This window comes from Pseudomonas sp. P4_C4 (assembly GCF_056402055.1).
In genome coordinates, this window is the sequence record NZ_JBFUID010000018.1 from 24,213 (window position 1) to 49,964 (window position 25,752).

General features: G+C 60.4%; 19 protein-coding genes. 7 read left to right on the forward strand and 12 right to left on the reverse strand.

Annotation, left to right across the window (positions count from 1 at the left end):
• Nucleotides 1–240: 240 nt before the first annotated feature.
• Together AC1DXW_RS11725 and AC1DXW_RS11730 are read left to right on the forward strand one after the other, a co-directional pair.
• Complete coding sequence (locus AC1DXW_RS11725; protein WP_477754139.1) at nucleotides 241–1,845, forward strand: ABC-F family ATP-binding cassette domain-containing protein; 1,605 nt, start codon at nucleotides 241–243, stop codon at nucleotides 1,843–1,845.
• 283 nt (nucleotides 1,846–2,128) lie between these two features.
• Nucleotides 2,129–3,484, forward strand: coding sequence for a lytic polysaccharide monooxygenase (locus tag AC1DXW_RS11730; protein WP_477760027.1), 1,356 nt, complete (start codon nucleotides 2,129–2,131; stop codon nucleotides 3,482–3,484).
• 113 nt (nucleotides 3,485–3,597) lie between these two features.
• Here the strand turns inward: AC1DXW_RS11730 and AC1DXW_RS11735 are convergent, their stop codons facing one another.
• The 7 genes from AC1DXW_RS11735 to AC1DXW_RS11765 all read right to left on the reverse strand — a co-directional run bounded on the left by AC1DXW_RS11735 (nucleotide 3,598) and on the right by AC1DXW_RS11765 (nucleotide 11,071).
• Nucleotides 3,598–5,247 (reverse strand): BatD family protein, encoded by a 1,650-nt coding sequence (locus tag AC1DXW_RS11735; RefSeq protein ID WP_477760028.1) that lies wholly within the window; start codon nucleotides 5,245–5,247, stop codon nucleotides 3,598–3,600.
• Nucleotides 5,244–6,971 (reverse strand): VWA domain-containing protein, encoded by a 1,728-nt coding sequence (locus AC1DXW_RS11740; protein ID WP_477760029.1) that lies wholly within the window; start codon nucleotides 6,969–6,971, stop codon nucleotides 5,244–5,246. The genes AC1DXW_RS11735 and AC1DXW_RS11740 overlap by 4 nt, the downstream gene beginning before the upstream one ends.
• Nucleotides 6,968–8,050, reverse strand: coding sequence for a vWA domain-containing protein (locus tag AC1DXW_RS11745; protein WP_477760030.1), 1,083 nt, complete (start codon nucleotides 8,048–8,050; stop codon nucleotides 6,968–6,970). Before AC1DXW_RS11745 ends, AC1DXW_RS11740 begins: the two co-directional genes overlap by 4 nt.
• Nucleotides 8,043–8,537, reverse strand: a complete 495-nt coding sequence (locus tag AC1DXW_RS11750) for a DUF4381 domain-containing protein (RefSeq protein ID WP_477754553.1) — start codon at nucleotides 8,535–8,537, stop codon at nucleotides 8,043–8,045. Before AC1DXW_RS11750 ends, AC1DXW_RS11745 begins: the two co-directional genes overlap by 8 nt.
• Nucleotides 8,534–9,478: a DUF58 domain-containing protein gene (locus tag AC1DXW_RS11755; protein WP_477754552.1), complete on the reverse strand. Its 945-nt coding sequence runs from the start codon at nucleotides 9,476–9,478 to the stop codon at nucleotides 8,534–8,536. The genes AC1DXW_RS11750 and AC1DXW_RS11755 overlap by 4 nt, the downstream gene beginning before the upstream one ends.
• A 5-nt stretch (nucleotides 9,479–9,483) precedes the next feature.
• On the reverse strand, nucleotides 9,484–10,443 hold the full coding sequence (locus AC1DXW_RS11760) for an AAA family ATPase (RefSeq protein ID WP_477754551.1): 960 nt from the start codon (nucleotides 10,441–10,443) through the stop codon (nucleotides 9,484–9,486).
• A gap of 274 nt (nucleotides 10,444–10,717) precedes the next feature.
• Nucleotides 10,718–11,071, reverse strand: coding sequence for a hypothetical protein (locus tag AC1DXW_RS11765; RefSeq protein WP_477754550.1), 354 nt, complete (start codon nucleotides 11,069–11,071; stop codon nucleotides 10,718–10,720).
• Nucleotides 11,072–11,575: 504 nt separating this feature from the next.
• Here AC1DXW_RS11765 and AC1DXW_RS11770 point away from each other — a divergent pair.
• Nucleotides 11,576–16,471, forward strand: coding sequence for an NAD-glutamate dehydrogenase (locus AC1DXW_RS11770; protein ID WP_477754549.1), 4,896 nt, complete (start codon nucleotides 11,576–11,578; stop codon nucleotides 16,469–16,471).
• Nucleotides 16,472–16,658: 187 nt separating this feature from the next.
• Here the strand turns inward: AC1DXW_RS11770 and AC1DXW_RS11775 are convergent, their stop codons facing one another.
• The 4 genes from AC1DXW_RS11775 to pdxR all read right to left on the reverse strand — a co-directional run bounded on the left by AC1DXW_RS11775 (nucleotide 16,659) and on the right by pdxR (nucleotide 20,052).
• Complete coding sequence (locus tag AC1DXW_RS11775) at nucleotides 16,659–17,369, reverse strand: ATPase (RefSeq protein ID WP_477760031.1); 711 nt, start codon at nucleotides 17,367–17,369, stop codon at nucleotides 16,659–16,661.
• Nucleotides 17,370–17,598: 229 nt separating this feature from the next.
• A complete protein-coding gene (locus AC1DXW_RS11780) occupies nucleotides 17,599–18,009 on the reverse strand; it encodes a cupin domain-containing protein (RefSeq protein ID WP_477754547.1) in 411 nt (136 codons plus the stop codon).
• Nucleotides 18,010–18,201: 192 nt separating this feature from the next.
• Complete coding sequence (locus AC1DXW_RS11785) at nucleotides 18,202–18,495, reverse strand: putative quinol monooxygenase (RefSeq protein ID WP_108215849.1); 294 nt, start codon at nucleotides 18,493–18,495, stop codon at nucleotides 18,202–18,204.
• A gap of 123 nt (nucleotides 18,496–18,618) precedes the next feature.
• On the reverse strand, nucleotides 18,619–20,052 hold the full coding sequence (gene pdxR / locus AC1DXW_RS11790) for a MocR-like pyridoxine biosynthesis transcription factor PdxR (RefSeq protein ID WP_477754546.1): 1,434 nt from the start codon (nucleotides 20,050–20,052) through the stop codon (nucleotides 18,619–18,621).
• Between the two features lie 205 nt (nucleotides 20,053–20,257).
• Here pdxR and AC1DXW_RS11795 point away from each other — a divergent pair, with 205 nt between their 5' ends.
• The 4 genes from AC1DXW_RS11795 (at nucleotide 20,258) to AC1DXW_RS11810 (ending at nucleotide 22,966) form a co-directional block, all read left to right on the forward strand.
• Nucleotides 20,258–20,698 (forward strand): carboxymuconolactone decarboxylase family protein, encoded by a 441-nt coding sequence (locus AC1DXW_RS11795; protein ID WP_477754545.1) that lies wholly within the window; start codon nucleotides 20,258–20,260, stop codon nucleotides 20,696–20,698.
• 73 nt (nucleotides 20,699–20,771) lie between these two features.
• Nucleotides 20,772–21,749 (forward strand): LysR substrate-binding domain-containing protein, encoded by a 978-nt coding sequence (locus tag AC1DXW_RS11800; protein ID WP_477754544.1) that lies wholly within the window; start codon nucleotides 20,772–20,774, stop codon nucleotides 21,747–21,749.
• Nucleotides 21,750–21,834: 85 nt separating this feature from the next.
• On the forward strand, nucleotides 21,835–22,356 hold the full coding sequence (locus AC1DXW_RS11805) for a GNAT family N-acetyltransferase (protein ID WP_477754543.1): 522 nt from the start codon (nucleotides 21,835–21,837) through the stop codon (nucleotides 22,354–22,356).
• Between the two features lie 115 nt (nucleotides 22,357–22,471).
• A complete protein-coding gene (locus AC1DXW_RS11810; RefSeq protein ID WP_477754542.1) occupies nucleotides 22,472–22,966 on the forward strand; it encodes a hypothetical protein in 495 nt (164 codons plus the stop codon).
• 234 nt (nucleotides 22,967–23,200) lie between these two features.
• Here AC1DXW_RS11810 and AC1DXW_RS11815 read toward each other — a convergent pair whose 3' ends face one another.
• On the reverse strand, nucleotides 23,201–25,561 hold the full coding sequence (locus tag AC1DXW_RS11815) for a tetratricopeptide repeat protein (protein WP_477760032.1): 2,361 nt from the start codon (nucleotides 25,559–25,561) through the stop codon (nucleotides 23,201–23,203).
• Nucleotides 25,562–25,752 lie beyond the last annotated feature (191 nt).

Genomic DNA, 25,752 nt, shown 5'->3' on the forward strand with positions numbered 1-25,752 from the left:
TTTCGAACCTGTTGTTGGTAGAGGGGGGCGCCTGGTCAAGATACATTGGCCTTCGGGACGTCTGCTGTTGAGAGTGACACAAGACCTCTCTGCGACGATCAGGGCCGGCATGCTGTTCGAAAGTCATTTTCAAATGTGGGCAGGCGCCGTGTTTACGGTCATCGCCCATCCGCCGGGTGCTGTTGCGCATCATCAGGGAGTGGTGCGCTGCCCATCGGGCCGATTATTCAAGGAAGTGTCATGACTCAACGGTTACTTCAACTTGATCAAGTGTCTTTCAACCTGCCCGGCGGGCGCGTTCAGTTCGATCACTTGAACCACACCTTCAGTACCAGGGCCACGGGCATCGTGGGCGCCAATGGCTGTGGCAAGTCCTTGCTTGGCCGGCTCCTGACAGGGGAGCAACTGCCCACCAGCGGCATCGTCCGCCGCGAAGGGCGAGTTTACGCCGTCGCGCAATTACTGGAACCCGAGCGCTATCCCAGCGTCGCCGCACTGGCCGGTGTCGACCATATTCTGGCGGCGCTTGCGCGCATTGCCCAAGGCAGCGTCGACGATGACGACCATGCGCTGGCAGTCGATCATTGGGATTGCGCCACACGCCTTGAGGCGCAACTGCAGCAGATCGGCCTCGGTCACTTGAATGCCGACACGCGCACCGACGCACTCAGTGGTGGCGAGCGGCAACGGGTGGCGCTGCTGGGGGCGTGGCTATCGAGGGCCGACTGGCTCATTCTGGATGAGCCCAGCAACCACCTGGATATTGATCAGCAGCACAAGCTCGCGCAGCAGATCGAGCGCTGGCCCAATGGCCTGGTGTTGATCAGCCACGACCGTAGCCTTCTGGAACACGTCAACGAAATTGTCGAGCTTTCACCCAAGGGGCTGGCGGTTTATGGCGGCAACTACAGTCAGTATGCGGCGGCACGCGAGCAGGAGCAGCAGTCGTTCCAGTCTGCATTGCAAGGGGAGCGGGCGCAAGCCAAGCGTGAGCAACGTGAGATGGTCGTGCAGATGGAGCGTCAGCAACGGCGTAATGCCCGCGGTGACCGTCAGGCTCGAGAGGGTAGCCAGACCAAACTCATCACCAATGCCCAGAAAGAGCGCAGCGAAAACAGTCAGGGAAGATTGCGCCTCAATCAACAGGTGGCCCGGGAACAGCAGCAACAACGGATCGCCGAGGCCCGTGCGCGGTGTGCACCGGACATTCAACGCATGATGTTGTCTCCGGAAAGCGTAGTGCCCAATGGCAAGCTGATTGTGCAGCTCAACGACCTCATCCTCCCGTTCGGTTACGCGGCACCGATCAATCTGACGTTGACGGGGCCTATGCGCATGGCAATCCTGGGCGCCAATGGCAGCGGCAAGTCGACCCTGTTGCGAGTGATCGCCGGCCAACTGCGGGTGCGTGAAGGCGAACTCATCCGCAGTTGCCATGTCGGCTGGCTGGATCAACACGCCGGATTGCAGTATCCCGAACGCACGGCGGTGCAATGGCTCTACGAGAGCAATCCTGAGTTACCCGAAGCCGAGGCACGAACCCGCTTGGCGCAGATGGGGATTGATGCTGACCGTGCGATGCTCAAGACCTGCCAGTTGAGTGGCGGCGAACGTCTGAAAATAGCGCTCGCTGCGCTGTTGTATGCACGGCGGCCACCGCAATTGCTGTTGCTGGACGAACCAGACAACCATTTGGACTTGCCCAGTCGAATCGCGCTGGAGCAAATGCTCAATCAGTATCAAGGGGCATTGATCGTGGTCTCTCACGACAGTACTTTTTTACAAACCATTCATCTGGACACTGAGTTCTATCTCGATAGCGAGAGGTCGGTGTCCGGAGCTTGATGATGACGGGCTGCGCTTTGTCGCATGCGTTCGCGTTGGGTCCTTTGAAATCGTGTTCAGTCGGTAGGAAAACTTGCGACCGCCTGTCCCTACTGTCAGATCTGTCAGTAGGCGTACCAGCGAGCGGGGTTTTTAATGGATTCGAGCATGGAGCCTTACGGTGCAATCGACAGGATGTGCCTTTCAACAGAAGGGAGGCGAGGTAGGTCGTGCGGTGCCTGAAGTGGTTAGGGCGTTACATGTGATTCGAAGATTATCGAAGCTACCTTAATGGAGAAACACTATGTCACAGGATCGCCCGAACGCTATCAGTAGAAGTAACAATCCGAAACATGGCCACGTTTTTTCCCCCTCTTCACGGGCTCATTTCGAATGGCTCGCGGGGCGACTGGACGAAGGGGCCTTGAATCAACGCGAGTCCGGAAAATTTTTTCCGCTCACCTCCGGCGGAGTGGTAGATGCTTTTGCAAAAGATGATGTAGCCAACGTCCCACCACCTCCGGATGGAAAAATTGCCAGTGCGGATCAACTGACCGGCGCATTATTGGATGAACCAGGAAGTCACTGGCAAAAACATGATGTGAGAGGTGGCGAAACGCTGGATATTTCCTGGCATTTCAGCGCGAAGCACGCTACTCGGCGCTGGAACTATTTCATGACGAAGGCAGATTGGGATCCTGACGAGGTCTTGTCGCGCAGCCAGTTTGAAGATGTACCGTTTTACACAGCGCAAATCAACCTGCAACCGCATTGGGCCCATGGCGAGCAAATGTTGCCCACTTCACCCACCACGCATGCCGTCCCACTGCCGAAACGGGATGGGTACCAGGTCTGTCTGGCGGTTTGGGAAGTTGCCAACACTTCGATGGCTTTTTACCAAGTGATTGATCTGAACTTTCTGCCACCGGATGGCGGGGGTGAACTTCCCGATACACCGACCGGACTGGCCGCAGTCAAGGTCACTGACAAGCAGGTACTGTTGCAATGGAATGCAGCAACCGGCCCGTTTCCGATCGCTTCCTACCGCATTTTGCGTAACGGAAGCTTTTTGGTTCATGTGGACACTCCGAATCTTGCTTTTGCAGATAACGGCGTGGCGCCTGAAACCCAGTACAACTATGCCATCAGCGCAGTCGATGATAACGGCAATGTCTCGGCGTCGAGCCGGCCAATTCAAGTGCACACCTTGCCAGAAGGTGGAGAGGGACCTACCGCACCGACGAACCTGCACAGCATGAGCCAGACTGCGCAAAGCATCAGCCTGATGTGGGGTGCCTCCGCCAGCAGTGCGCCAATAATGGATTACCTGATCGAACGGGACGGCATTCACATCAAATCCGTGAGCGCCGCTCAGACCTCGTTTGACGACTCTGACCTCTCACCCGACACCCAATACCGTTACGCGGTGAAAGCTCGCGACCTGAACAACAAGCTTTCGTTGTCCAGTAACGTCCTGAGCGTCAGAACTCTGGGTGGCGGGGGCGAGTATCCGGCGTGGAAGCTGGGTACTGTGTATGCGAAAAATCACGTGGTGGGCCACGTCGGACAGAACTGGTCCTGCATTCAGGCACATACGGCACACGTAGAGGAGTGGGCGCCTGGAGAGGGCGACAATGTGCTTTGGAAAGTACACGCCTGACCTGTTGACGGGTTCATTGTGAATGGCTGAAAGGCGTTAAAGATCGCAGCCTGCGGCAGCTCCTACACGGCGGATAACCTGTAGGAGCTGCCGCAGGCTGCGATCTTTTGATTTTACTTCGGATAAAGCGGCGGCAACCCACTATCACCCACCGGATCCTGCACCCGTTCGGCAATCGGGATCGCCTTGATCACCCGCCACAACTCGTCACCTTGCCAGTACTGGCCGGTTTCGCTGTACAGCGCGCCGTTCAGGCCGTCGAGGGCGTTGGACAGCGGCACGAAGCGGGCGGCCATGTCGGCCAGGGTTTCCGGTTGTTGCCGGGCCCAGGCGTCGAGGGCCTGGCGGGTGGCGTGGGAGTCGTTGGCCTGGCAGGCGCGCTTGAGGTCGTCGAGTACGGTGCGCGGGCTCGGGCCGGTTTGAGCGGCGCGCGCCACCGCCGGTTGCCAGCGGCCACGCCACCAGAGGCCGAAGCCGAGCAGGGTGGTGCAGGCCAGAATCAAGGTGCTGAGCTTCCAGCGCCAGAGCGTTTCGCTGTCGGCGCTGGCATCGACCGGTGAGGCGCTGGCCGGGGTGTCGACCACCAGGCTCGGATTGGCCGCCACGTGCAAGGTGCGCGCGGGCAGGCTGCTGTGTTCCAGATGGTCTTCGAAGGTGTTCCACCAGACCACATCGACAGTGGGCAGCTCGATGGCGCCGGTCCTTGTCGGCACCAGGGCCTCGCGGTCTTCACGGCTGCCGACCAGGCCGCGTTCGCTGTTCTGGTTGCCGAGCACCGGTTGATCCGGATAGCGGCGCAAGCCGCCGACATCGGTGCCGGGCAGCGGTGGCAGTTGGGTGCTGGACAAGCCTTCGGCCTCCACCGTCAGACTGCGGGTCAGTGAATCGCCGACCTGGGTGTGATCCGGCTCCGGGTTCCAGCTCTCGCTCAGGCTCAGGCTGCGTGCGGGCAGCCAGGGTGCGTCGGCCGGATAGGTGATGGGTTTGGCCTTGACCGTCAACAGCAATTCGGTCGAGGTGACGGGCATCAGCTTGCCGGATTTCGGCCCTTGGGTGGCGTCCTGTGTCGGTTGCGCATCGACCAGCGCGGCGTTGAAGACCTGCGCCGGAATGATCAGTTCGCCGCTGTGTTGCGGGTAGATCGCATAGCGCATTTCGATCACGCCGTGGCGCTGACCATCGATGTCTTTTTCGTAGGTGCGTGAGTCGCCCAATTGTTCGATACGTGCGTCAGGTATCTGCAAGGGTGGCAGGCTGCTGTCGTCGTACAGCGACACCGAATGGTAGATACGCAGGGTCAGGACCGCCTGGGCCTGTACGTAAACACTGGTTTGATCGAGGCTGGCATCGATGAACACCGGGGCCCGTTTGTTCGGGTTGTCCGGTGTCTCGCTCTCGACTACTTGCAGGGCGATCGGCTGGCTCTGCAGTTCGCCCAGTTGCAGTGCCGGTATCACCACGCTGCCGTTTTGCCGGGGCAGGAGGGTGACGATCCAGCGCGTGGCGGCCTGGTTTTCGCCGCTTAAGGTGTTCAACTGGTTGACCTGGCGTGTGCCGCGCACTTCGAACAACGGCTCCAGCGGTGCCAGGTCGGGTTTGCCGAACTGGGTGACATCGGTGGATTCCAGGGTCAGCTCGACCGTCTCGCCTGAGCTGAGGCGACTGCGGTCCACACTGGCGACCAGCTCTGCTGCCTGCGCCTGGGCGGTGCAGAACAACAGGCCATGCAACAGCGCGAGCAATAAAACGGTGAAGCGGGTCATCGAGTTTCTTCCTGATCCTGATGTTGTTGCTGTTCGTACCAGAATTTGCGCCTGAGCAGTTCACCAGGGTCATCCGGAATCTGCCGCAGCCACTGCTCCAGTGCCTGGCGCTGTTCACCTTCGATGCCGTCGGTGGCCGGGCGCAAGGGTGGTGTGGTGTGTTGTTCGTCACCCAGTTCGCTGCCTGGTACTTCGTTGGTCCCCGGTTTCGGCGGTGTGGTGGGCGGTTGTTGCTCACCCGGGCTGGGCGGTTGCCCATCGTCGCTGCTCGAGGGTTGGGCAGCAGCACCGGGCGGTGGTTCCTGCGATTCGGCTTCGGGCCGGGCGTTGCTGGCTGCGTCTGGCTCAGGAGCGGGTGGAGTGTTTTTCTCCTTGAGCAGACGTTCCACCAGCGCCTTGTTGGTCAGTGCCGGACGCAAATCAGGTTGACGTTCCAGTGCCTGTTCATAAGCGTCCAGGGCGGCCTCCAGCTCACCACTTTTGGCCAGGGCGTTGCCCCGATTGTAGTGGGCATGGGCATCGTTGCCTTCAGAGAACCGCTCGGCGGCGCCGGCGTAGTCTCCGGCTTCATAGAGCGCCACGCCTTGCCACTGATGGTCTTCGAAGCGCCGGGCGGCCTCGGCCGGACGCTTGTGCTTGATCAATTGCACGCCTTGTTGATCAGGACGCAGCCACAGGTCAGCGAAGTCGAAGGCATAGCTGGATTGCGGTAGCGCGAATAGCAGCGGCAGACACAGCAACCAACCACGACGTCCTGCGCAGGCCGCGAGCAGCAACAGTGGCAGCAGCAGCCAGTAACCCTGGTCGGCCCAGGTATCGAGGCGCAAGGTCTGACCGTCGTTGCGCAAATTGCGTGGACCGTCGAGCAGGCCAAGGGCGTGCAGGTCGCTATCGTCCAGGCGCGCCTGGCGATAGCGCCCATCCAGGTCGTTGGCAAAACCTTTCAGGCCGGGCTCGTCGAGGCGCGGCACGAGAATGGCGCCTTGTTCATCCTTGAGGAAGCTGCCGTCCTCCTGGGTGATCGGCGAGCCTTCGGCGGTGCCGATGCCGAGCATCAGGAACTGAGTCGATTTGCCGTTCAGCGCGCGACGGATGCCCAGCCGCTCTGGTTCGGTCAGGGACGAACCAATCAGCAGGATCCGGCCGTCGCCCAAAGCCGCCTGTTCGAGCAGCGCCAGGGCCTTGAGCACCGCAAGATCGGCGCGATGACCGGGTTCAGGCATCAACGACGGTTTCAGTGCATCCAACAGGTTGCGGCTGGTGGAAAGATCATCTGACAGCGGTACCAGCGTGTGGGCACTGCCGGCGTAGACGACGATGGCGGTTTGCGCGTCGCTGCGGATCTGCAGCAGGTCAAGCAGCTTGCGTCGTGCCTGTTCGAGTCGGTTGGGCGTGACGTCGGTGGCGAGCATTTCCGGGGTCAGTTCAAGAACCACCACCAACGGGTCCGCGGGTTTCTGGCTGGTTTGCTCGACGCGTTCCCAACCCGGGCCCAACAGCGCGAGCACGGTCAACAGCCACGCCACGCCGAGCGCGACCCAGGGCAGTTTACTGTCGCGACCACTGCCACCGCTGAGCAGTGCCGTGTGAAAGGCCGGCGGCAGGATCATCTGCCAGCGCCCGGCGCGCTTCTTGCGGTGCCAGAGCTGCCAGAGCAACCAGCCAAGCACCGGCAGCAACAGTAGCCACCAGGGCCGGAACCAGTAGGGCCACAGCGCACTCATCGGCGCCTCCGCAGACGCAGGCGTTTAAGACGCTGGCGCCAGTCGGGCAGCAATTGCGTTTGCAAATACAGATCCTTGGTAAACAGGCGTTGCAACGGATTGTCCGGCCAGAGTACGGGAACCACCAGCAGTATGCTCAAGCACAGCGCCAAGGCGAGCGGCCAGTGATACAACGCTTGAGTCGGACGGGCCTGGGTGGGTTGTTGGGCCACGGGCTCCAGTTGGTCAAGGGTGTCCTTGATCGATTGCAGTTCCTTGCCATCGTGGGCGCGGAAATACTGGCCGCCGGTGGCTTTGGCGATGGCTTTCAGGGACGGCTCGTCGAGGTCCAGGCTCGGATTGACACCGAGGAACCCCACGGAGCCACTTTGTTCCGGATCGGCACCGATGCCGATCGGGTAGATTTTCACACCTTCTTGGGCCGCCAGTCGGGCGGCGGTGAGCGGATCGATTTCACCGCCATTGTTGGCGCCGTCGGTGACCAGTATCAGCACGCGGCTTGTTGCCGGACGCAAACGCAGGCGTTTGAGGGCCAGACCGATAGCATCGCCGATGGCGGTGTTTTTGCCGGCAATGCCGATGCGCGCGTCGTCGAGCCAGACGCGTACGGTGTGGCGGTCGAAGGTCAGCGGTGCCTGCAGGTAGGCCCGGCTGCCAAACAGGATCAGGCCGACGCGGTCACCTTCGCGACTTTCGAGGAAGTCGCCGAGCAGGTGCTGGACCAACGACAGTCGACTCACATCTTCGTCCTGCCACTGCATGTCAGGGAAATCCATGGAGCCGGAAACGTCCACCGCGACCAGCAGATCGCGACCGCTGGCGGCGATCGGCAAAGGTTCGCCGAGCCACTGCGGGCGCGCCGCCGCGACCAGCAGTAACAGCCACAGCAAAATGAACGGCGTCTGTTGGCGCCATGCCGGCAGGTTGGCCCGGGCGCGACGCCCGGCGAGGCCTTCGAGATCGCTCAGGAAGCTGACCTTGAGTGCCGGTTCGCCACTGTCGGCCACCGGCAATACGATGCGCATCAGCCACGGCAGCGGCAGAAGGGCAAAAATCCACGGCCAGGCAAATTCAAACATGCTTGCGAATCCATGTGTCGACGGCCTGGGTCAGGCCGGCGATCGCCTTGTCGTCGAGCTTGCATTCGGGTTTGTAGGCGCCTTCCACAAGCACCATCCAGCGAGTCAGCCCGGCCGCCGGGCAGCGGTTGTCGAGGAACGCCAGCCATTTGCGGCCGTTGAGGGTGTGGCTCTGGCTGTAGGGGTAATGGTTGCGGCACAGGCGTTTGAGCAAACCGTTGAGTTGCTGCAGCCAGGCACCGGCCGGTGCTCCGTCATACGGCTTGGGCATCAGCGCCAGTTCGGCCAGTGCAGCCAGGCGAACCGGGTCCAGCGGCTGTTCGGCGCGCACCACGGGGCGTTTACGAGGAATGAAATGCCGCAGCTTCCACAGCCCGAAACCGGCTAGCGGCAGCACTAACAGCAGTAACCACCAGCCCGGCGCAGGCGGCCAAAAGTCGATCGGCGGGGGAGAAATCAGCGGTTGCAGTTGTTCCAGTCCGCTCATCGACCTTTCCCCGGCTTCTGTGGGTTCAGGTACTCGCGCAGTTGTTCGACCATTTCGCTCTGGGTACTCAGGGGCATCAGCAAGACGCGCAGTTTCTGCGCGAGCAGCTCCCAGCGAGCGATGCGCGCTTCGGCCTGGGCCCGGTAAGTCTGGCGCAGGTCGAAATTCAGCGTATCGAGTTCCAGTTGCGCTCCGCGCTCGGCGAAACGCAAAAGTCCCGCGGCGGGCAGGGCATGATCCAGCGGGTCGGACACCGGCAGCAGCAACAGGTCGCAATGACGCGATAACAGGCTCAGCTGTTGCTCGGCGCTTTCCGATAGCGCGCGTTCATCACAAATCACAATGACAAGGCTGCCCGGGCGGGACACTTCCCGGGCGCGGCGCAGGGCGATACCAAAGGCATCACGGTCCGGCTCGCTTTCGCTGTTCAGCGACTGATTGACCCGCACCAGCCGGTTGAGCAGTTGCAGCAGACTTTGCTTGCTGCGCCGAGGCTTGATTTCGTAGTGCTGATTGTCGCCATAGACCAGCCCGCCGACCCGGTCGTTATGCCCCAGGGCTGCCCAACCGATCAGGCTCGCGGCCTGTGCGGCGAGCACTGACTTGAACATCAGGCCCGAGCCAAAAAACAGACGACGGCTTTGCTCGACCATGATGAAAATCGGCCGCTCACGTTCTTCGTGGAACAGCTTGGTGTGAGGCTCCTGGGTGCGTGCGGTCACGCGCCAGTCAATGGTGCGCACATCGTCGCCGGCCTGATAGACCCGCACTTGATCGAAGTCGACGCCACGGCCGCGCAATTTGGAGTGGTGCAGGCCGATCAGCGGGCTGCGTTGGCTCGGCGTGGAAAACAGCTGCACTTCGCGCACGCGATGGCGCATCTCGATCAGGTCGGCGAGGCTGACACGGATGCCCGGCTCGGGCGGCAGGCTGGCGTTCATCGGGGTCAAGCGACGGCTACGACGTCGAGAATCCGCTGGACCACCCGGTCCTGGTCGATGCCAGCGGCTTCAGCTTCAAAGGAAAGGATGATGCGATGGCGCAGCACGTCGAACAGCACGGCCTGGATATCTTCCGGGCTGACGAAGTCGCGCCCGGCCAGCCAGGCGTGGGCGCGGGCGCAGCGGTCCAGGGCAATCGAACCGCGCGGGCTGGCACCGTAGGCGATCCACTCGGCCATCTCCGGATCGAACTTGGCCGGGGTGCGGGTGGCGATGACCAACTGCACCAGGTATTCCTCCACGGCGTCGGCCATGTACAAGCCGAGGATTTCCTTGCGCGCGGCGAAGATCGTCTGCTGGGTAACCCGCCGCTCAGGCTTGGCTTCGCCGTTCAGGGCTTCGCCACGGGCCTGTTGCAGGATCTTGCGTTCAACCGTCGCGTCCGGGAAACCGATCTTCACGTGCATCAGGAAGCGGTCGAGCTGGGCTTCGGGCAGCGGGTAGGTGCCTTCCTGCTCGATAGGGTTCTGCGTGGCCATCACCAGGAACAGTGGCGACAGCTCATAGGTGCTGCGCCCGACACTGACTTGCCGCTCGCCCATGGCTTCGAGCAGCGCCGACTGGACCTTGGCCGGGGCACGGTTGATTTCGTCCGCCAATACCAGGTTGTGGAAGATCGGGCCTTGCTGGAACACGAAGCTGCCGGTTTCCGGGCGGTAGATTTCCGTACCGGTAATGTCGGCTGGCAACAGGTCAGGGGTGAACTGGATGCGGTGGAACTGAGCTTCGATGCCTTCGGCGAGTTCTTTGATGGCCTTGGTCTTGGCCAGGCCAGGAGCGCCCTCGACCAGCATGTGGCCGTCAGCGAGCAGGGCGATGAGCAAGCGCTCGATGAGTTTTTCCTGGCCGAGAATCTGCGTTGAAAGAAAGGTTCGCAGCGCGAGTAGCGCTTCACGATGTTCCATCGATGACTGTTCCTGCAAAAGGGTGGCCGAGGACGTTCGAAATACGCCAGGGCTGGGGGCGTTACTTTAATCCATCGCGGGGGGCGGCGACTAACGGCATTTTGCGCAAAGTGCGGGAAATGATTGGGGTAATTGCTGGATTTTTGTAGCAGGGGAGTGATTGGGTGGCTGTGCCGGCCCCATCGCGAGCAGGCTCACTCCTACATTGACGGTGTACGACGATCAATTGCAGGAGCGAGCCTGCTCGCGATGAGGCCGGAACAGGCGCTGATATTCAGAGCTGGCTGATATAGGTGCCAGTGCCTTTAAGAATGTTCTGCAAGGTCTCTTCCACTTCGGCCAGGTCCGTCATGTCGGCATCAAAGGTAATTTCCAACACATCATCCCCATTCAGCACATCAGCATCCGCCGCCGCAATTTCGATCTTCAGCAGCGTAGGGCTGAGCGTGACCTTCACGCCCTCAAGCGTCGAGGGTTCGCCGTCGAGGGTGATTTCCAGCTCGTCTTCATCCGGGTAGCGGCTCATCAGGAACATTTCGCCCTGGTCGCTGTGGCAGCAGAGCATGGCCATGTTGTCTTCTTCGTCGTCGCAAGGGTTGACGATCAAGAGGGCGGTTTTCATTTTCATGGGAAATTCCTGGCCCGGCGGGCGTGGTAAACGCAACAAAGGGCGATTCTGCCAGCCCGCGCACATTTCTGCTCGTCCACGTGTGAATGGCCGGGTTGCGAACGGGCAGAGTGTTACTGGTCATTTCTGGTACGCATGCCCCGTAAAACCGGACAAAAAACCGTCATTTTTCTGTGCGAATGCTAGTGTTGTTCGATGCGCGTGCCTTGAGCTGCGTACCGATGACCGAATATGTCGCAGCACCGCAAGCATGGGCCTTGCCGCACTCGTTAAGCTGCGCAACGGATGAGCACCCGTAAAGACATTGCGCTGCACCCGGCCCAGTCGTTTTTGCAGATGCCCATTCACGGAAGGTGAATGTGACTTGAGTGTCTCGTCCAGCTTCACCCACCTGTCACCCTGTTTCCTCTGCCCGAGAATCAGGAACAGGGTGACGGGTAGCCCCGAACAGGGGTTTTGCACGCGACGCTTCCATCAATAACAAGCCCAAGCGGAGTACCACAGATGGCGTTCTTCACCGCAGCCAGCAAAGCCGACTTCCAGCACCAACTGCAAGCGGCACTGGCGCAGCACATCAGTGAACAGGCACTGCCACAAGTGGCGCTGTTCGCTGAACAATTCTTCGGCATCATTTCCCTTGACGAGCTGACGCAGCGTCGGTTGTCCGACCTTGCTGGCTGCACCCTTTCTGCGTGGCGCCTGCTTGAGCGCTTCGATCACGCGCAGCCGCAAGTGCGCGTCTACAACCCCGATTACGAACGCCACGGCTGGCAGTCGACCCACACCGCGGTCGAAGTGCTGCACCACGACCTGCCATTCCTGGTGGACTCGGTGCGTACCGAGCTGAACCGCCGCGGTTACAGCATCCATACCCTGCAAACCACCGTGCTCAGCGTGCGTCGTGGCAGCAAGGGCGAGTTGCTGGAAATCCTGCCTAAAGGCACCCAGGGCGACGACATTCAGCAAGAGTCGCTGATGTACCTGGAAATCGACCGCTGCGCCAACACTGCCGAGCTCAATGTCCTGAGCAAAGAGCTGGAGCAGGTGCTCGGTGAAGTCCGCGTTGCCGTTGGCGATTTCGAGCCGATGAAGGCCAAGGTCCAGGACATCCTGACCAAGCTGGACAACAGCCAGTTCGCCGTCGATGCCGACGAAAAGAACGAAATCAAGAGCTTTCTGGAATGGCTGGTGGGCAACCACTTCACCTTCCTCGGCTACGAAGAGTTCGTGGTCAGCGATGAAGCCGATGGCGGCCACATCGTCTACGACAATGACTCCTTCCTTGGCCTGACCAAGCTGCTGCGCGCCGGCCTGACCTACGATGACCTGCGCATCGAAGACTACGCCGTGAACTACCTGCGCGAACCGACCCTGCTGACGTTCGCCAAGGCCGCGCACCCAAGCCGTGTGCACCGTCCGGCTTACCCGGACTACGTGTCGATCCGCGAAATCGACGCCAATGGCAAGGTCATCAAGGAATGCCGTTTCATGGGCCTGTACACCTCGTCGGTGTATGGCGAGAGCGTGCGGGTGATCCCGTACATCCGCCGCAAGGTCGAGGAAATCGAACACCGCTCCGGCTTCCAGGCCAAGGCTCACCTGGGCAAGGAACTGGCGCAGGTGCTCGAAGTGCTGCCGCGCGACGATCTGTTCCAGACCCCGGTGGACGAGTTGTTCAGCACCGTGATGTCGATCGTGCAGATCCAGGAACGCAACAAGATTCGCGTGTTCCTGCGCAAAGACCCGTACGGCCGTTTCTGCTACTGCCTGGCCTACGTGCCGCGTGACATCTATTCCACCGAAGTGCGCCAGAAGATCCAGCAAGTGCTGATGGATCGCCTGAAAGCCACCGACTGCGAGTTCTGGACCTTCTTCTCCGAGTCCGTGCTGGCCCGCGTGCAGTTGATCCTGCGCGTCGACCCGAAAAACCGCCTCGACATCGACCCGCTGCTGCTGGAAAAAGAAGTGGTGCAGGCCTGCCGCAGCTGGCAGGACGACTACGCCGCCCTGACCGTCGAAAGCTTCGGCGAAGCCCACGGCACCAACGTGCTGGCCGACTTCCCGAAAGGCTTCCCGGCCGGCTACCGCGAGCGTTTCGCAGCCCACTCGGCTGTGGTCGACATGCAGCACCTGCTGAGCCTGAACGAAAAAAATCCGCTGGTGATGAGCTTCTACCAGCCGCTGGGCCAGGTGTCCGGCCAGCGCGAACTGCACTGCAAGCTGTATCACGCCGATACCCCGCTGGCGCTGTCCGACGTTTTGCCAATCCTGGAAAACCTCGGCCTGCGCGTGCTGGGTGAGTTCCCGTATCGCCTGCGCCACAACAGTGGCCGCGAGTTCTGGATTCACGATTTCGCGTTCACCGCCGCCGAAGGCCTGGAACTCGACATCCAGCAACTCAACGACACGCTGCAGGACGCCTTTGTCCACATCGTGCGTGGCGAAGCCGAGAACGACGCGTTCAACCGTCTGGTACTGACCGCCGGCCTGCCATGGCGCGACGTTGCACTGTTGCGTGCCTATGCCCGCTACATGAAGCAGATTCGTCTGGGCTTCGACCTGGGCTACATCGCCAGCACCCTGAACAACCACACCGACATCGCTCGCGAGCTGACCCGGTTGTTCAAGACCCGTTTCTACCTGGCGCGCAAGCTGACCGGCGACGATCTGGACGACAAGCAGCAACGCCTGGAACACGCGATTCATAGCGCCCTGGACGACGTCCAGGTACTGAACGAAGACCGCATCCTGCGTCGCTACCTGGACCTGATCAAGGCCACCCTGCGCACCAACTTCTACCAGACCGATGCCAACGGCCATAACAAGTCGTACTTCAGCTTCAAGTTCAACCCGCGCTTGATTCCCGAACTGCCGAAGCCGGTACCGAAGTTCGAAATCTTCGTTTACTCGCCGCGCGTCGAAGGCGTGCACCTGCGCTTTGGCAACGTGGCTCGTGGCGGTCTGCGCTGGTCCGACCGTGAAGAAGACTTCCGTACCGAAGTCCTGGGCCTGGTAAAAGCCCAGCAAGTCAAGAACTCGGTCATCGTGCCGGTGGGTGCGAAGGGCGGCTTCCTGCCGCGTCGCCTGCCACTGGGCGGCAGCCGTGACGAGATCGCGGCCGAGGGCATCGCCTGCTACCGCATCTTCATTTCGGGCCTGCTGGACATCACCGACAACCTGAAGGACGGCGCCCTGGTGCCGCCGGCCAACGTCGTGCGTCATGACGACGATGACCCGTACCTGGTAGTGGCTGCGGACAAGGGCACTGCGACCTTCTCCGACATCGCCAACGGCATTGCCATCGACTACGGCTTCTGGCTGGGTGACGCGTTTGCGTCCGGTGGTTCGGCCGGTTACGACCACAAGAAGATGGGCATCACCGCCAAGGGCGCGTGGGTCGGCGTACAGCGCCACTTCCGCGAGCGCGGCATCAATGTCCAGGAAGACAGCATCACTGTTGTGGGCGTCGGCGACATGGCCGGTGACGTGTTCGGCAACGGCTTGCTGATGTCCGACAAGCTGCAACTGGTCGCGGCCTTCAACCACCTGCACATCTTCATCGACCCGAACCCTGAGCCGGCATCGAGCTTCGCCGAGCGTCAGCGCCTGTTCGACCTGCCGCGTTCGGCCTGGTCGGACTACGACACCAGCCTGATGTCCGAAGGTGGCGGCATCTTCTCCCGTAGCGCGAAGAGCATTGCGATTTCCCCGCAAATGCAGGAACGCTTCGACATCTCGGCCGACAAGCTGACCCCGACCGAACTGCTCAATGCCTTGCTCAAGGCACCGGTGGATCTGCTGTGGAACGGCGGTATCGGTACTTACGTCAAGGCCAGCAGCGAAACCCACGCCGATGTCGGCGACAAGGCCAACGATGCACTGCGCGTGAACGGCAACGAACTGCGCTGCAAAGTCGTGGGCGAGGGCGGTAACCTGGGCATGACCCAACTGGGTCGCGTCGAATTCGGCCTCAATGGCGGCGGATCCAACACCGACTTCATCGACAACGCCGGTGGCGTGGACTGCTCCGACCACGAAGTGAACATCAAGATCCTGCTGAACGAAGTGGTTCAGGCCGGCGACATGACCGACAAGCAACGTAACCAGTTGCTGGCGAGCATGACCGACGAAGTCGGTGGTCTGGTGCTGGGCAACAACTACAAGCAGACTCAGGCCCTGTCCCTGGCAGCCCGTCGCGCCTTGCCGCGGATTGCCGAATACAAGCGCCTGATGAACGACCTGGAAGGCCGTGGCAAGCTGGATCGCGCCATCGAGTTCCTGCCGGCCGAAGATGCAATCAACGAGCGCATCGCGGCAGGCCATGGCCTGACCCGTGCCGAGCTGTCGGTGCTGATCTCGTACAGCAAGATCGACCTCAAGGAGCAGCTGCTGGGCTCCCTGGTGCCGGACGACGACTACCTGACCCGCGACATGGAAACCGCTTTCCCGCCAACCCTGGTGAGCAAGTTCTCCGCGGCGATGCGTCGTCACCGTCTAAAGCGCGAAATCGTCAGCACCCAGATCGCCAACGACCTGGTCAACCACATGGGCATCACATTCGTTCAGCGACTCAAAGAGTCGACCGGCATGAGCCCGGCGAACGTGGCCGGCGCCTACGTGATCGTGCGCGACATTTTCCACCTCCCGCACTGGTTCCGTCAGATCGAGAACCTGGACTACCAGGTCTCCGCCGACGTGCAACTGGAGCTGATGGACGAGCTGATGCGTCTGGGCCGCCGCGCCACGCGCTGGTTCCTGCGTGCCCGTCGCAACGAGCAGAACGCTGCACGTGACGTCGCGCACTTCGGTCCGCACCTGAAGGAGTTGGGTCTGAAGCTCGACGAGCTGCTCAGTGGCGAGATCCGTGAAAACTGGCAGAGCCGTTATCAGGCTTACGTCGAAGCCGGTGTTCCGGAGCTTCTGGCGCGTATGGTGGCTGGCACCTCGCACCTGTATACCCTGCTGCCGATCATCGAGGCTTCCGACGTGACTGGCCAGGACCCGGCAGAGGTGGCCAAGGCCTACTTCGCCGTGGGCAGCGCGCTGGACATCACCTGGTACATCCAACAGATCAGCGCTCTGCCGGTTGAAAACAACTGGCAGGCCCTGGCCCGTGAAGCGTTCCGCGATGACGTCGACTGGCAGCAACGTGCGATCACCATCTCGGTCCTGCAACAGGGCGATGGTACCCGGGACGTGGAAACACGCCTGGCGCTGTGGATGGATCAGCACGAGAGCATGATCGAACGCTGGCGCGTCATGCTGGTGGAAATCCGTGCCGCCAGCGGCACCGACTACGCCATGTACGCGGTGGCCAACCGCGAACTGCTGGACCTGGCGTTGAGCGGTCAAGCGGTAGTGCCTGCCGCTGTCGCCGCCGAGCTGGAACCGGCTGCCTGATCAGGCGTTGAATGAAAAAGCCCCGCATCGAAAGATGCGGGGCTTTTTTTTGCCTGGGAATCTTGTGGTGTTTGTACCGGCGCCATCGCGAGCAAGCTCGCTCCCACAGTAAATGGGGTGTACATGAGTGGTGTGTAAGACACCAATTACTGTGGGAGCGGGCTTGCCCGCGATGGGGCCATTGATTTCAATACAACTTCTGGMTTGATTTATTATCAAGCATCGACACATTACTTGTCGGGCTGGTCAGCAAATTACTGAGCGATTGGTCAAATTTTTGCAGGGCCCTTACTTGCACATTCTGTTGTTCATTAATGTCCGCAACTATCTCTTCACTGCGTTTATAGTCGGCCCATACCGGACTTAGTGCCTTGGCGTCATGCCCTTGTGCAGTACCGATGTAGTTGAAGTTCTTGTCATAAAAGTCCGCACGGACATCCGCCTGGATATCCGAACTGCGGGAGGTCATCAGTTGACTGCGGGTGTCGACCACTGCCATCACATCCGGTTTCGCTGCCCTGAGGCTCTGAATGTCCGGGTATACGATAACCGAGCCAAATTGCCGCTGCAGGGAGGCCTTGACCCAATCCACGGCCTGGTCTGGCCTGGAGGTGGCTACGTAGGCGTCATGAATCGGCTGCACCAGCAGGCTCTGGCCGAAACCGGTGCCGGCGTTGGCTTGATAATCCCGAAGGTAGGCACGATTGGTCTGAGTGGATTGGCTGTAGATAACGCCCAACGAAACTTGGCTACCGTTGGTAATGCTGGTGGCACCGCTGCGGCCCACCGGTTCGGTGAAGATACCGTTCAGCGAAGAGATCGCCGTGGGCGCGGTGGGGATCGAGCAGCCGGTTAAAACAACAGCCATGGTCAACGTACTGGCAAGCGCAAGTTTCATGGTGTTTCTCCAGTGAAACAACTTCAGTCGAAAATTAAAGTTGCCGGCGTGGTACCGGCGGTGACTCAAGACTAAACCCTGAATGATTTATTTAAATAGCCAATACCTGCACTTGTCCGGTGGCCAATAGTTTTGTTTGGTTTAAAAGTTCTCGGTTAATTGCGTGAGGAAATTAAAAGGCCCGAATCCGTGATTCGAGCCTTTTAATTTATAGCTGTACGTTCAGCCATCAGTGTTCCAATGGGATCAACACTTTCTCGTCCGGGGCCAAAACCATGAATACCAGCAACTTGGCAGGCTTGGTTGCGCTGGCGTTTTTCGACACCAGGTGTTCCGACCCCGCCGGCTCATACCAGAACTCACCGGCCTTGTAGGTTTTCGCCGGCTCGTCCTTGACCTGAGAAACGATTGCTCCCGAAATGACATAGGCCATGGTGGTGCCATCGTGTTTATGGGCGATGGACGACTGGCCGGGCTGGTAATCGACTTCGATCATCAGCGCTTTTTTACCGGGGACGTTCTTCAGCATTTCGTCCTGCAGGACAGTGACCTTTTCCGCAGGATCATGGGCAAAAGCCGATGCACAAAACATCAGGACCAGGGCGGCAAGGGGGGCAGCACAGAAGCGCAACACGTTCATGGTTCGTTACCTGCGGTGGTTGGTTGTTGCAATCCACAGTAGTGCGCAAGTGGTAACGATCAAACAGCCAATATTCGGGAAGGCGAGGGGACCAATTAACCGGCGTTAAAAGCAAAGATCGCAGCCTGCGGCAGCTCCTACGGAGAATTCCGTGTGGGAGCTGCCGCAGGCTGCGATCTTTTGATCTTGTTTTTAAACGATCGGAAAACTGTTGAAGTCCACGGCATTGGCCAGTTGGCTATCGATCAGGCTGATAAAACCCTGGACCTGCGGGCAGTTGAAATGCGATCGCATGGCCGCTTCCGATTGCCAGTGGGCGCTGACGGTCCAGCGATTGGTGTCCTCGGGGCAGCGGTCGACCATATAGGATTCGCAGCCCGGTAGTTCACGCAGGGTTTCGACAATCTTTTGCAGTTGCTTACCCAGTTCATCCGAGCGGCCGGCGGCGGCCTGTACCTGTACGGTATTGATCACTTCATGGGACATTGCTCACACTCCTGAATCAGGCCGGACGAATCCTGCTCATTGAGGGATAACGCCTATGCAGGATAGGCCTGCCCCCGGGGACCGCCAATAGCCAATCGCCGGATAAAGCCGCAGGCCAATCCGTCAGGCTACCTGCTGCAGAATGTCGCGCAAACGGTCCAGGGCAATGTCGATGTCGAGGGTTTCGATGGCGCCAAAACCGAAGAAAAGCCCGGCCCTGGGCGCTTGCTGATAGAAAAAGCTGTCGATGGCATAGAGCCCGACTTCGACTTTTTTCGCCAGTTCGATCACCAATGGAATATCCATCGGCACTTTGCACATCACCACCAAGTGGAAACCGGCGGTGGTCGGCACCGCCTCCAGCCAGGGCGAAAGATCGCCGGCCATGCGCGCCAGGATTCGCTCGCGGCGCCCGGCATAGATCGTATGGCAGCGCCGGATGTGCTTGAGCAGGCAGCCTTCGGCGATGAACTTGGCCAGCGCCCATTGTGGCAGGGTCGAAGTGTGCAGGTCGGTGAGCTGTTTGGCACGCACCACGGCCTCGAGGATCGCTGGCGGCAGGATCGCATAGCCCAGACGCAGTTCCGGCAACAGGGTTTTCGAGAACGTTCCGACGTACGCGACGATCCCCCGTTCATCCATGCTTTGCAGGGAGTCGGCAGGACGGCCCTCGTAGCGGAATTCGCTGTCGTAGTCGTCCTCGATGATGATCGCGCCCAGCTCATGAGCCTTGGCCAGCAGGGCTACCCGACGCGCCGGGCTCATCGGCATGCCCAGCGGAAACTGGTGCGAAGGGGTGACGTAGATCAGGCGCGTACCGCGAGGAATCTGGTCCACCACAATGCCTTCGGCGTCCACCGGCATGCCAATCACCGTGGCGCCATGGCTGCCGAACAGCAGCCGCGCCGGTGGGTAGCCTGGGTCTTCCATGGCGACCAGGCTGCCTGGACTGATCAGCACCCGTGCGATCAGGTCCAGCGCCTGCTGCGCACCGTTGCACACCACCACATCCTCATCCTGGCAATTGACCCCGCGGGAGAACGCGATGTGCCGGGCAATGGCGTTGCGCAGGGCTGGCAAACCCTCTGGCAGGCTGTAGAGGCCTTTGGAACCGGCAATCTGGCGCAGTGCGTGAGAGGTGCAGCGTCGCCAGTCATCCTGGGGAAACTGGCCCTTGCTGGTGGCGCCGCCGATGAAGTCGTAGCGCAGCGAGCCCTCAAGCGTCGGGTGACGCAGAAACACCGGCAGGTTGCGCCAGGACTCGATCACCTCGAAACCGGCAAGCTCGCAATGGCTCTGTTTACGCTGCACCTTCGAAGTGCGCGCGTTGACGTAAGTGCCTTTGCCGACCACGCCGGTGAGGAAGTTTTCGTAGGTCAGTTGGGCGTAGGTATCGGAAATGGTCTTGCGCGAAATACCCAATTGCCCGGCCAGCAAGCGGCTGGGCGGCAGTTGCGTCCCGGCGGTCAGGCGACCGGACTCGATGGCGCTGCGCAGTTGGTTGTACAGCTGGCCGGCCAGGTCCTTGCGGCCGTTGATGACAACATGTAGTTCCATACCGGCGAGGCTCCGGGGCTGTTGAGGCGCGTGTGCGTCGCGCAAGATTACCCCTATCAGCTGGTGGTACAGAAGTTGTGCAGTGGAAAAATCGTCAATTGGTCTGGTGGCGGTGGTCCCCGGGGAAATCGCCTGATTGGATCTGTCTTGCCTGCGAGCCAGCGACTACCGTGAAGGTCACATCAATGCTGCACGAGATCGCTCCATGACCCCCCGCCTGGATTATTACAGCGCGTCCCCCAAAGCGATGAAAGCCATGATCGCGATGGAGGCCCTGACCAGCAGCCTGAGCATCGAGCAGGGCCTGCTGCACCTGATCAAGATTCGTGCTTCGCAGCTCAATGGCTGTGCCTTCTGCACCGACATGCATTCCGTGGATGCACGGCGCCTGGGCGAAAGCGATCGGCGCCTCTATTCCATAGTGGTCTGGCGCGACAGTAATTTTTTCAATCCGCGGGAAAGAGCCGCGCTGGCCTGGACCGAGGCGGTCACCTTGCTCTGCGAAAGCCATGTGCCGGACGATGTCTACGCCCAAACCCGGGAGCAGTTCAGTGAAAGCGAAATGGTCGACTTGACCATCGCCATCACCACCATCAACAGCTGGAACCGCCTGGCCGTGAGCTTTCGTCAGACGCCCAGCACCTGAGTCTTTGTCATGGCAGGTTCATGAACGACCCGCAGGATGCAACTGTCAGTGTCAGATCGACAGGGAGTCCTCGATGTCAGTCATGGAAACCAGCACCCGCCAGGGGGCTACCGAGTATCGTGTAGCCATTGATAAAAACACCTCCTGGCGCCAGTTGGCAGCAGGTATCGACCCCGAACTGGCGCTGTGTTTCACCGTCAGCGCCCGTTGCGGTTGCTTCATGCAGGCCGCCCGCAGTCTCAACCTCAAGGCCACCCGCCTGCGCAGGCAACTGGTGCTGCTGGAGACGCAGCTCCAGTGTTCATTGTTCAACCATTCAGACAATGGTTTCAGCCTCAGCCGCGATGGCTTGCGTTTGCACGCACAATTGATCGCCCTGGCCCATGAGCGCAATTTGCCGGTGATCGAGCAGCCGTTGATTCGCCTGGCCGTGGCGGATTCGATCCTGCATGACATTCTCGGACGCGGCCTGGTTGCACTGCTGCGGCGCAACGCCAGCGTGCGGCTGGACATCATCACGCTCGACAGCGAATTGTCATTGCAGGCGGTCAGCGCCGACGTGGTGGTGTGGCTGGGCGAGACCGAGTCGCCGTTACCGGGGCCAAGCTTTGCCACCACTGAACCCCGGCGTCTGGTGCAACTGGATTACCTGGCGCACATTGCCAAGCGCTACTCGCGGGTCGCTTCCAGGCCGGAATGCCTGGATGACCTGGCCGATTTTCTCCTGGTGCAATGGCAGCAGGACGGCCATGTAGAAAGCTTGCGGCCATGGAATGCGCTGGTGGATCAGCGCCTGGCCGGAGCGGTGCAGCTGCAATCCTGGGAGCTGATGCTGGAGATGATCCGTTGCAGTGCCTGCATAGGTCTGCTGCCGCACTACATGAGCCACTTCGACCGCGGGCTGATCGCCTTGCCGGGCCTGTTTGACCAGCCGATGCGACGTCAGGTGTGGATGGCGGTCAACGCCCATTCCGGGGACGACGCGCAGGTAAGGATGATCGTCGAATTGATCGAAAACACCTTCAATGAGCGCCGGGCGTGGTTTGAATGAAGATGTTTCGGCAAGCTGCAATCGCCACAAAGGTTTCGTTCGTTATAGAGTGAACGGCCATGTCTGCTTCAAGGATGATTCACCCATGCCAGCCACCGAACCCGTTATCACCCTCGAGCGCTTCAACGAATCCCATATCGAAGGCATTACGGCGCTGTACAACGATCCGGCAATCGCCCGTCAAACCCTGCAAATGCCGTTTCAGTCCACCGAACTCTGGCGCAGTCGCCTGGCGCTGGATAACGAACGCCTGGTGAAAGTGGTGGCCCTGCATCAAGGGACGGTCGTCGGCAACATTGGCCTGGAGCAGTTCTCACGCATTCGTCGCAGCCATGCCGGCAGTTTCGGCATGGGCGTTGCGGTGGCGTGGCAGGGCAAGGGCGTGGGTTCGAAGCTGCTCGCGACGGCGCTGGATATCGCTGACAACTGGATGAATCTGCAGCGCATCGAGCTTTCAGTGTACGCCGACAACGAAGCGGCCATTGCCCTGTACCGCAAATTCGGCTTCGAAATCGAGGGGCTTTTCCGTGATTACGCCGTGCGCGACGGCGTGCTGGTGGACACCTTGAGCATGGCGCGCCTGCGTCGCCCGCCCAAGGCCGGTTGAGTCAGTCACCCAGGGCAAACCTCTGGCGTACCTCCCGGCTGTTAGTTGCACACCGGCTGCACGCATCTGCCATGCTCAATGTCCGTAGCACCGCTGCAACCAAAGGAACACTGCAATGGACGATGTACAGCAACTGGGTGAAATGCTGCGCCACTACGCGGAAAGCGAAGCGCACAAGAAGCAACTGTTTGAGTCCCAGTCGGCCGATTGGACAGCGCGTATTGGTGGGCTGTTCGATCAGATCCAGCAGTGGCTGGAACCGGTGCAGGCGCCGCACCTGCTGGAAGTGAGCCGGGAAGCCTATGTCGCCTCGGGTCCCAGCGTGCCTGTCGAGACATCGACATTCAAGACCGAGAAACTGTCCATTGTGATTGCCGGCAGAGCGGTGGAGTTTGTCCCGGAAGTGATGGGGGCGGGCGGGCAGATTTCATTGGCGGTGATGGGATTGACCGCTGCGCGTTTCGGCAGTGTCTCACTGGTTTGCCAGCCACCTTCCAATAGCTGGCAATGGCGCAAGACCAACGGTTTGAAAGACCCGGATGTGTTCCCCTTCGATGCGAACTTTCTGGCGCAGCAGTTGCAAAGTCTGATTCCCCGGGATCGCAGTTGAGCCTTTGATCAGCGACACATGACCCCGTGGGAGTGGGCTTGCCCCGGGCGGCGTTCCGACGATGGCGGATAGTCAGGCGACGTTGATGTTGAATGTGTCGCCCTCATCGCGAGCAGGCTCGCTCCCACAGGTGATCTCTGTTGTACCCGGATCCACTGTGGGAGCGAGCCTGCTCGCGAAGACGTCGCTGATGCCGATACAAAACTCAAGTCAGACGGACCTTTGAGCCCCGCATCATTTCAACGCCGGGTCCCCCATGTTCATTTTCTTCCAGCCCTGCAACAGAACTTGCGCCTTGGGCTCCTGGCCGTTGTCCAGGTAGTACTGGATCAACGACAAGCGGGCATTGCGGTTGGACGGTTGTTCTTTCAACAGCCGTTCCAGCTCTGCGCACGCCTCGTCAATCTTGCCGCTGTCATGCAGGGCCACCGCCAGCACATAGCCGAACTGTCCGCTCTGTGGCTCCAGTTGCGCGGCCTTGCGCAGGTACGGCATGGCCTGTGCGGCCATGCCCGCGCGAATCAGCGCAAGGCCCTGGGTGTGTTGCAGCAGGCCTGAGTCGGGGTGGTCCTTGAGGCTTTGCGCCAGCAGGACATGGCCTTCCTGACGGCGACCGTTGGCCTCCAGCCATTGCACCAGGGTGACCAGTGCCGGATAGAAGTCCGGATCGCGTTGCAGGGCGGTACGCAGCAATGCTTCGACTTCTGCGCTGCGGCCATCAGCCTGATAGAGCATCGCCAGGTTGAGGTTGGCCTCGGCACGCTCGGGCAGGCTTTTCTGGACTGTCTCGTATTCAGCGATGGCGACATTCCAGCTGTCCTGGGCGGTGCCCAGTCCATTGCGTGCCACGCTCAGCAAATCCCGGGCGGCGGCGATGCGCACTGCTCTGACAGGATCATTCAACAAGGGGGTCAGCAGCTGCGCGCGCTCCGGTGGCGGCAGGAATGCGCTGAGCGCGCGTATGGCGCTCTCACGTACTTGAGGCGCCGGGTTGTTCAGGTCCCTGGTGGCCAGTTTCAACGCTTGTTCGCTCGGATACAGCGACAATTCGCCGAGCAGCGTCGCGTGCTGGATCGCCGGCAGATTGCTGCGTCGCAGTTGCTCGAACAGCGCCTGCGCCGCACCCGGTTGACCGTTACGGATCAGCCACAGGCTTTCGTCGTAACGCGGGGCTTGCACTGCGCTGGCGTTGGCGGTGTTCCACAGTTTGAATTGCCCGGTGATCTTGTCGCCGGCCTTGCCCTGGTGGCAGGTCAGGCAGGCGTCCGGCGTACCGAGAATCTTTGCTCGCTCAGGGTTGGGAATGCTGAAGCTGTGGTCATGCCGCAAGTCATTGCCCATGTAGAACTTGCCGGGCATGTGGCAATCCACGCACTGCGAACCCGGTTGGCCCATGGTGTGGCGCGTGTGTTCGATTGAATCGTAGTTTTTCGCTTGCAGGCCCTTGCCGTCGACGCCTTCCACGGTGGTTTTGCCGGCGGCGTTATGGCATTGCAGGCAAACGCCGTTGCCTGGCGCTTTCAATTGAGTGCTGTGCGGGTTGTGGCAGTTGCTGCAACGCACGCCCTTGTCGAACATTTTGCTCTGGGCGAAGGAGCCGTGTTCGAACACTTCGTCCTTGATCTTGCCGTCCAGCGCGTACAGTTCACGGGTCAGAACGCTCGGCAGGTAGTCGTCCATCAGGCGCTTGCCGACTGTGTAACCGTCGTCCAATGGTGCGCGGCGCGAGTGGCAGCGGGCGCAGGTTTCGATTTCGACGGTGGCGTTCTTGTCCTTGAGGTCGACGGCAAATCCGGCATGGATCAGGTCGGTTTTCTTCGCCGTCCATTCCAGGTGGCTGGACGCCGGACCGTGGCAGGCCTGACAACCGACACCGAGGCTGTTCCAGTGACTGTCGAAGGTGTTCTTCGCCGCATCGAAATTGCGTTTGAAACCGGTGGTGTGACACTCGACACACATGAAATTGGCGTTCTGGCTCGGTTTGCTCCAGTGCAGCGGGTTCTTGAAGTTCACACCCTGGCCCGGATACAGGTGAAACCAGCGGTGCTTCTCGGTATCCCAGGCTACGCCGAGCGCCTGCAGGCGGCCTTCGCCGACCTCGATCAGGTATTGCTGCAAGGGGGCGACGCCAAAAGCATAGGCCACCTTGAAGTCGGCATTCTTGCCGTCGACACCGGGGGTGTTGACCCGGAATTCGTCGCCTTTGCGCGAGAACACCGTGGTCTCTTTTTCGGTCTTGAAGGTGACGTTATTGAAGTCGCCGAGCAGGGTGTCGGCGTTGGCTTGCTGCATCGCCAACTGGTGATGGGAGCCTTGCCAGTCCTTGACCTGCTCGCCGTGGCAGCCCTGGCATTGTTGCTCGTCGACCATTTTCGCAGGCACGAGAGCGACCGGTTGCGGCTTGGCCGATTCGACGACAGGGGCGCTGACAGGGACTGGCTGGAGCTGCGTCGGTGTACTGCTCAGCAAAAACCAGCCAATACCTGCCACTGCGAGCAGCAAGATGCCGATGGTGACCGGGAACAGATAACGGTTGATCAGGGTCGGTTGCGAAACAGGGTGTGGGTTTGCAGCTTTATTTTTATGTTTCGGCATCACGACTTCCATGGTCCAGGTGCGATTGCCTTGCGGTGCGCGATGAAGCTCGATGCAGCTTTGCCGGATGGTCGGCGTGTGTCAAATGACGTTGCGTTGGGCTGATGGCCCCTTCGCGGGCAAGGCACCCAATCACTCCCCGACAAACCACCGGTAATGTACTGCGACAAACGTTTATTGCAGTCCTGCAT

Excerpts from the sequence above, each read along its gene's own strand:
- AC1DXW_RS11745 (WP_477760030.1), bottom strand. The coding sequence starts at position 8,050 with ATGTTTGAATTTGCCTGGCCGTGGATTTTTGCCCTTCTGCCGCTGCCG.
- AC1DXW_RS11780 (WP_477754547.1), bottom strand. The coding sequence starts at position 18,009 with ATGAACGTGTTGCGCTTCTGTGCTGCCCCCCTTGCCGCCCTGGTCCTG.
- AC1DXW_RS11815 (WP_477760032.1), bottom strand. The coding sequence starts at position 25,561 with ATGCCGAAACATAAAAATAAAGCTGCAAACCCACACCCTGTTTCGCAA.
- AC1DXW_RS11755 (WP_477754552.1), bottom strand. The coding sequence starts at position 9,478 with ATGAACGCCAGCCTGCCGCCCGAGCCGGGCATCCGTGTCAGCCTCGCC.
- AC1DXW_RS11735 (WP_477760028.1), bottom strand. The coding sequence starts at position 5,247 with ATGACCCGCTTCACCGTTTTATTGCTCGCGCTGTTGCATGGCCTGTTG.
- AC1DXW_RS11740 (WP_477760029.1), bottom strand. The coding sequence starts at position 6,971 with ATGAGTGCGCTGTGGCCCTACTGGTTCCGGCCCTGGTGGCTACTGTTG.
- AC1DXW_RS11760 (WP_477754551.1), bottom strand. The coding sequence starts at position 10,443 with ATGGAACATCGTGAAGCGCTACTCGCGCTGCGAACCTTTCTTTCAACG.
- AC1DXW_RS11805 (WP_477754543.1), top strand. The coding sequence starts at position 21,835 with ATGCCAGCCACCGAACCCGTTATCACCCTCGAGCGCTTCAACGAATCC.
- AC1DXW_RS11795 (WP_477754545.1), top strand. The coding sequence starts at position 20,258 with ATGACCCCCCGCCTGGATTATTACAGCGCGTCCCCCAAAGCGATGAAA.
- AC1DXW_RS11765 (WP_477754550.1), bottom strand. The coding sequence starts at position 11,071 with ATGAAAATGAAAACCGCCCTCTTGATCGTCAACCCTTGCGACGACGAA.
- pdxR (WP_477754546.1), bottom strand. The coding sequence starts at position 20,052 with ATGGAACTACATGTTGTCATCAACGGCCGCAAGGACCTGGCCGGCCAG.
- AC1DXW_RS11730 (WP_477760027.1), top strand. The coding sequence starts at position 2,129 with ATGTCACAGGATCGCCCGAACGCTATCAGTAGAAGTAACAATCCGAAA.
- AC1DXW_RS11785 (WP_108215849.1), bottom strand. The coding sequence starts at position 18,495 with ATGTCCCATGAAGTGATCAATACCGTACAGGTACAGGCCGCCGCCGGC.
- AC1DXW_RS11770 (WP_477754549.1), top strand. The coding sequence starts at position 11,576 with ATGGCGTTCTTCACCGCAGCCAGCAAAGCCGACTTCCAGCACCAACTG.
- AC1DXW_RS11750 (WP_477754553.1), bottom strand. The coding sequence starts at position 8,537 with ATGAGCGGACTGGAACAACTGCAACCGCTGATTTCTCCCCCGCCGATC.
- AC1DXW_RS11800 (WP_477754544.1), top strand. The coding sequence starts at position 20,772 with ATGTCAGTCATGGAAACCAGCACCCGCCAGGGGGCTACCGAGTATCGT.
- AC1DXW_RS11725 (WP_477754139.1), top strand. The coding sequence starts at position 241 with ATGACTCAACGGTTACTTCAACTTGATCAAGTGTCTTTCAACCTGCCC.
- AC1DXW_RS11810 (WP_477754542.1), top strand. The coding sequence starts at position 22,472 with ATGGACGATGTACAGCAACTGGGTGAAATGCTGCGCCACTACGCGGAA.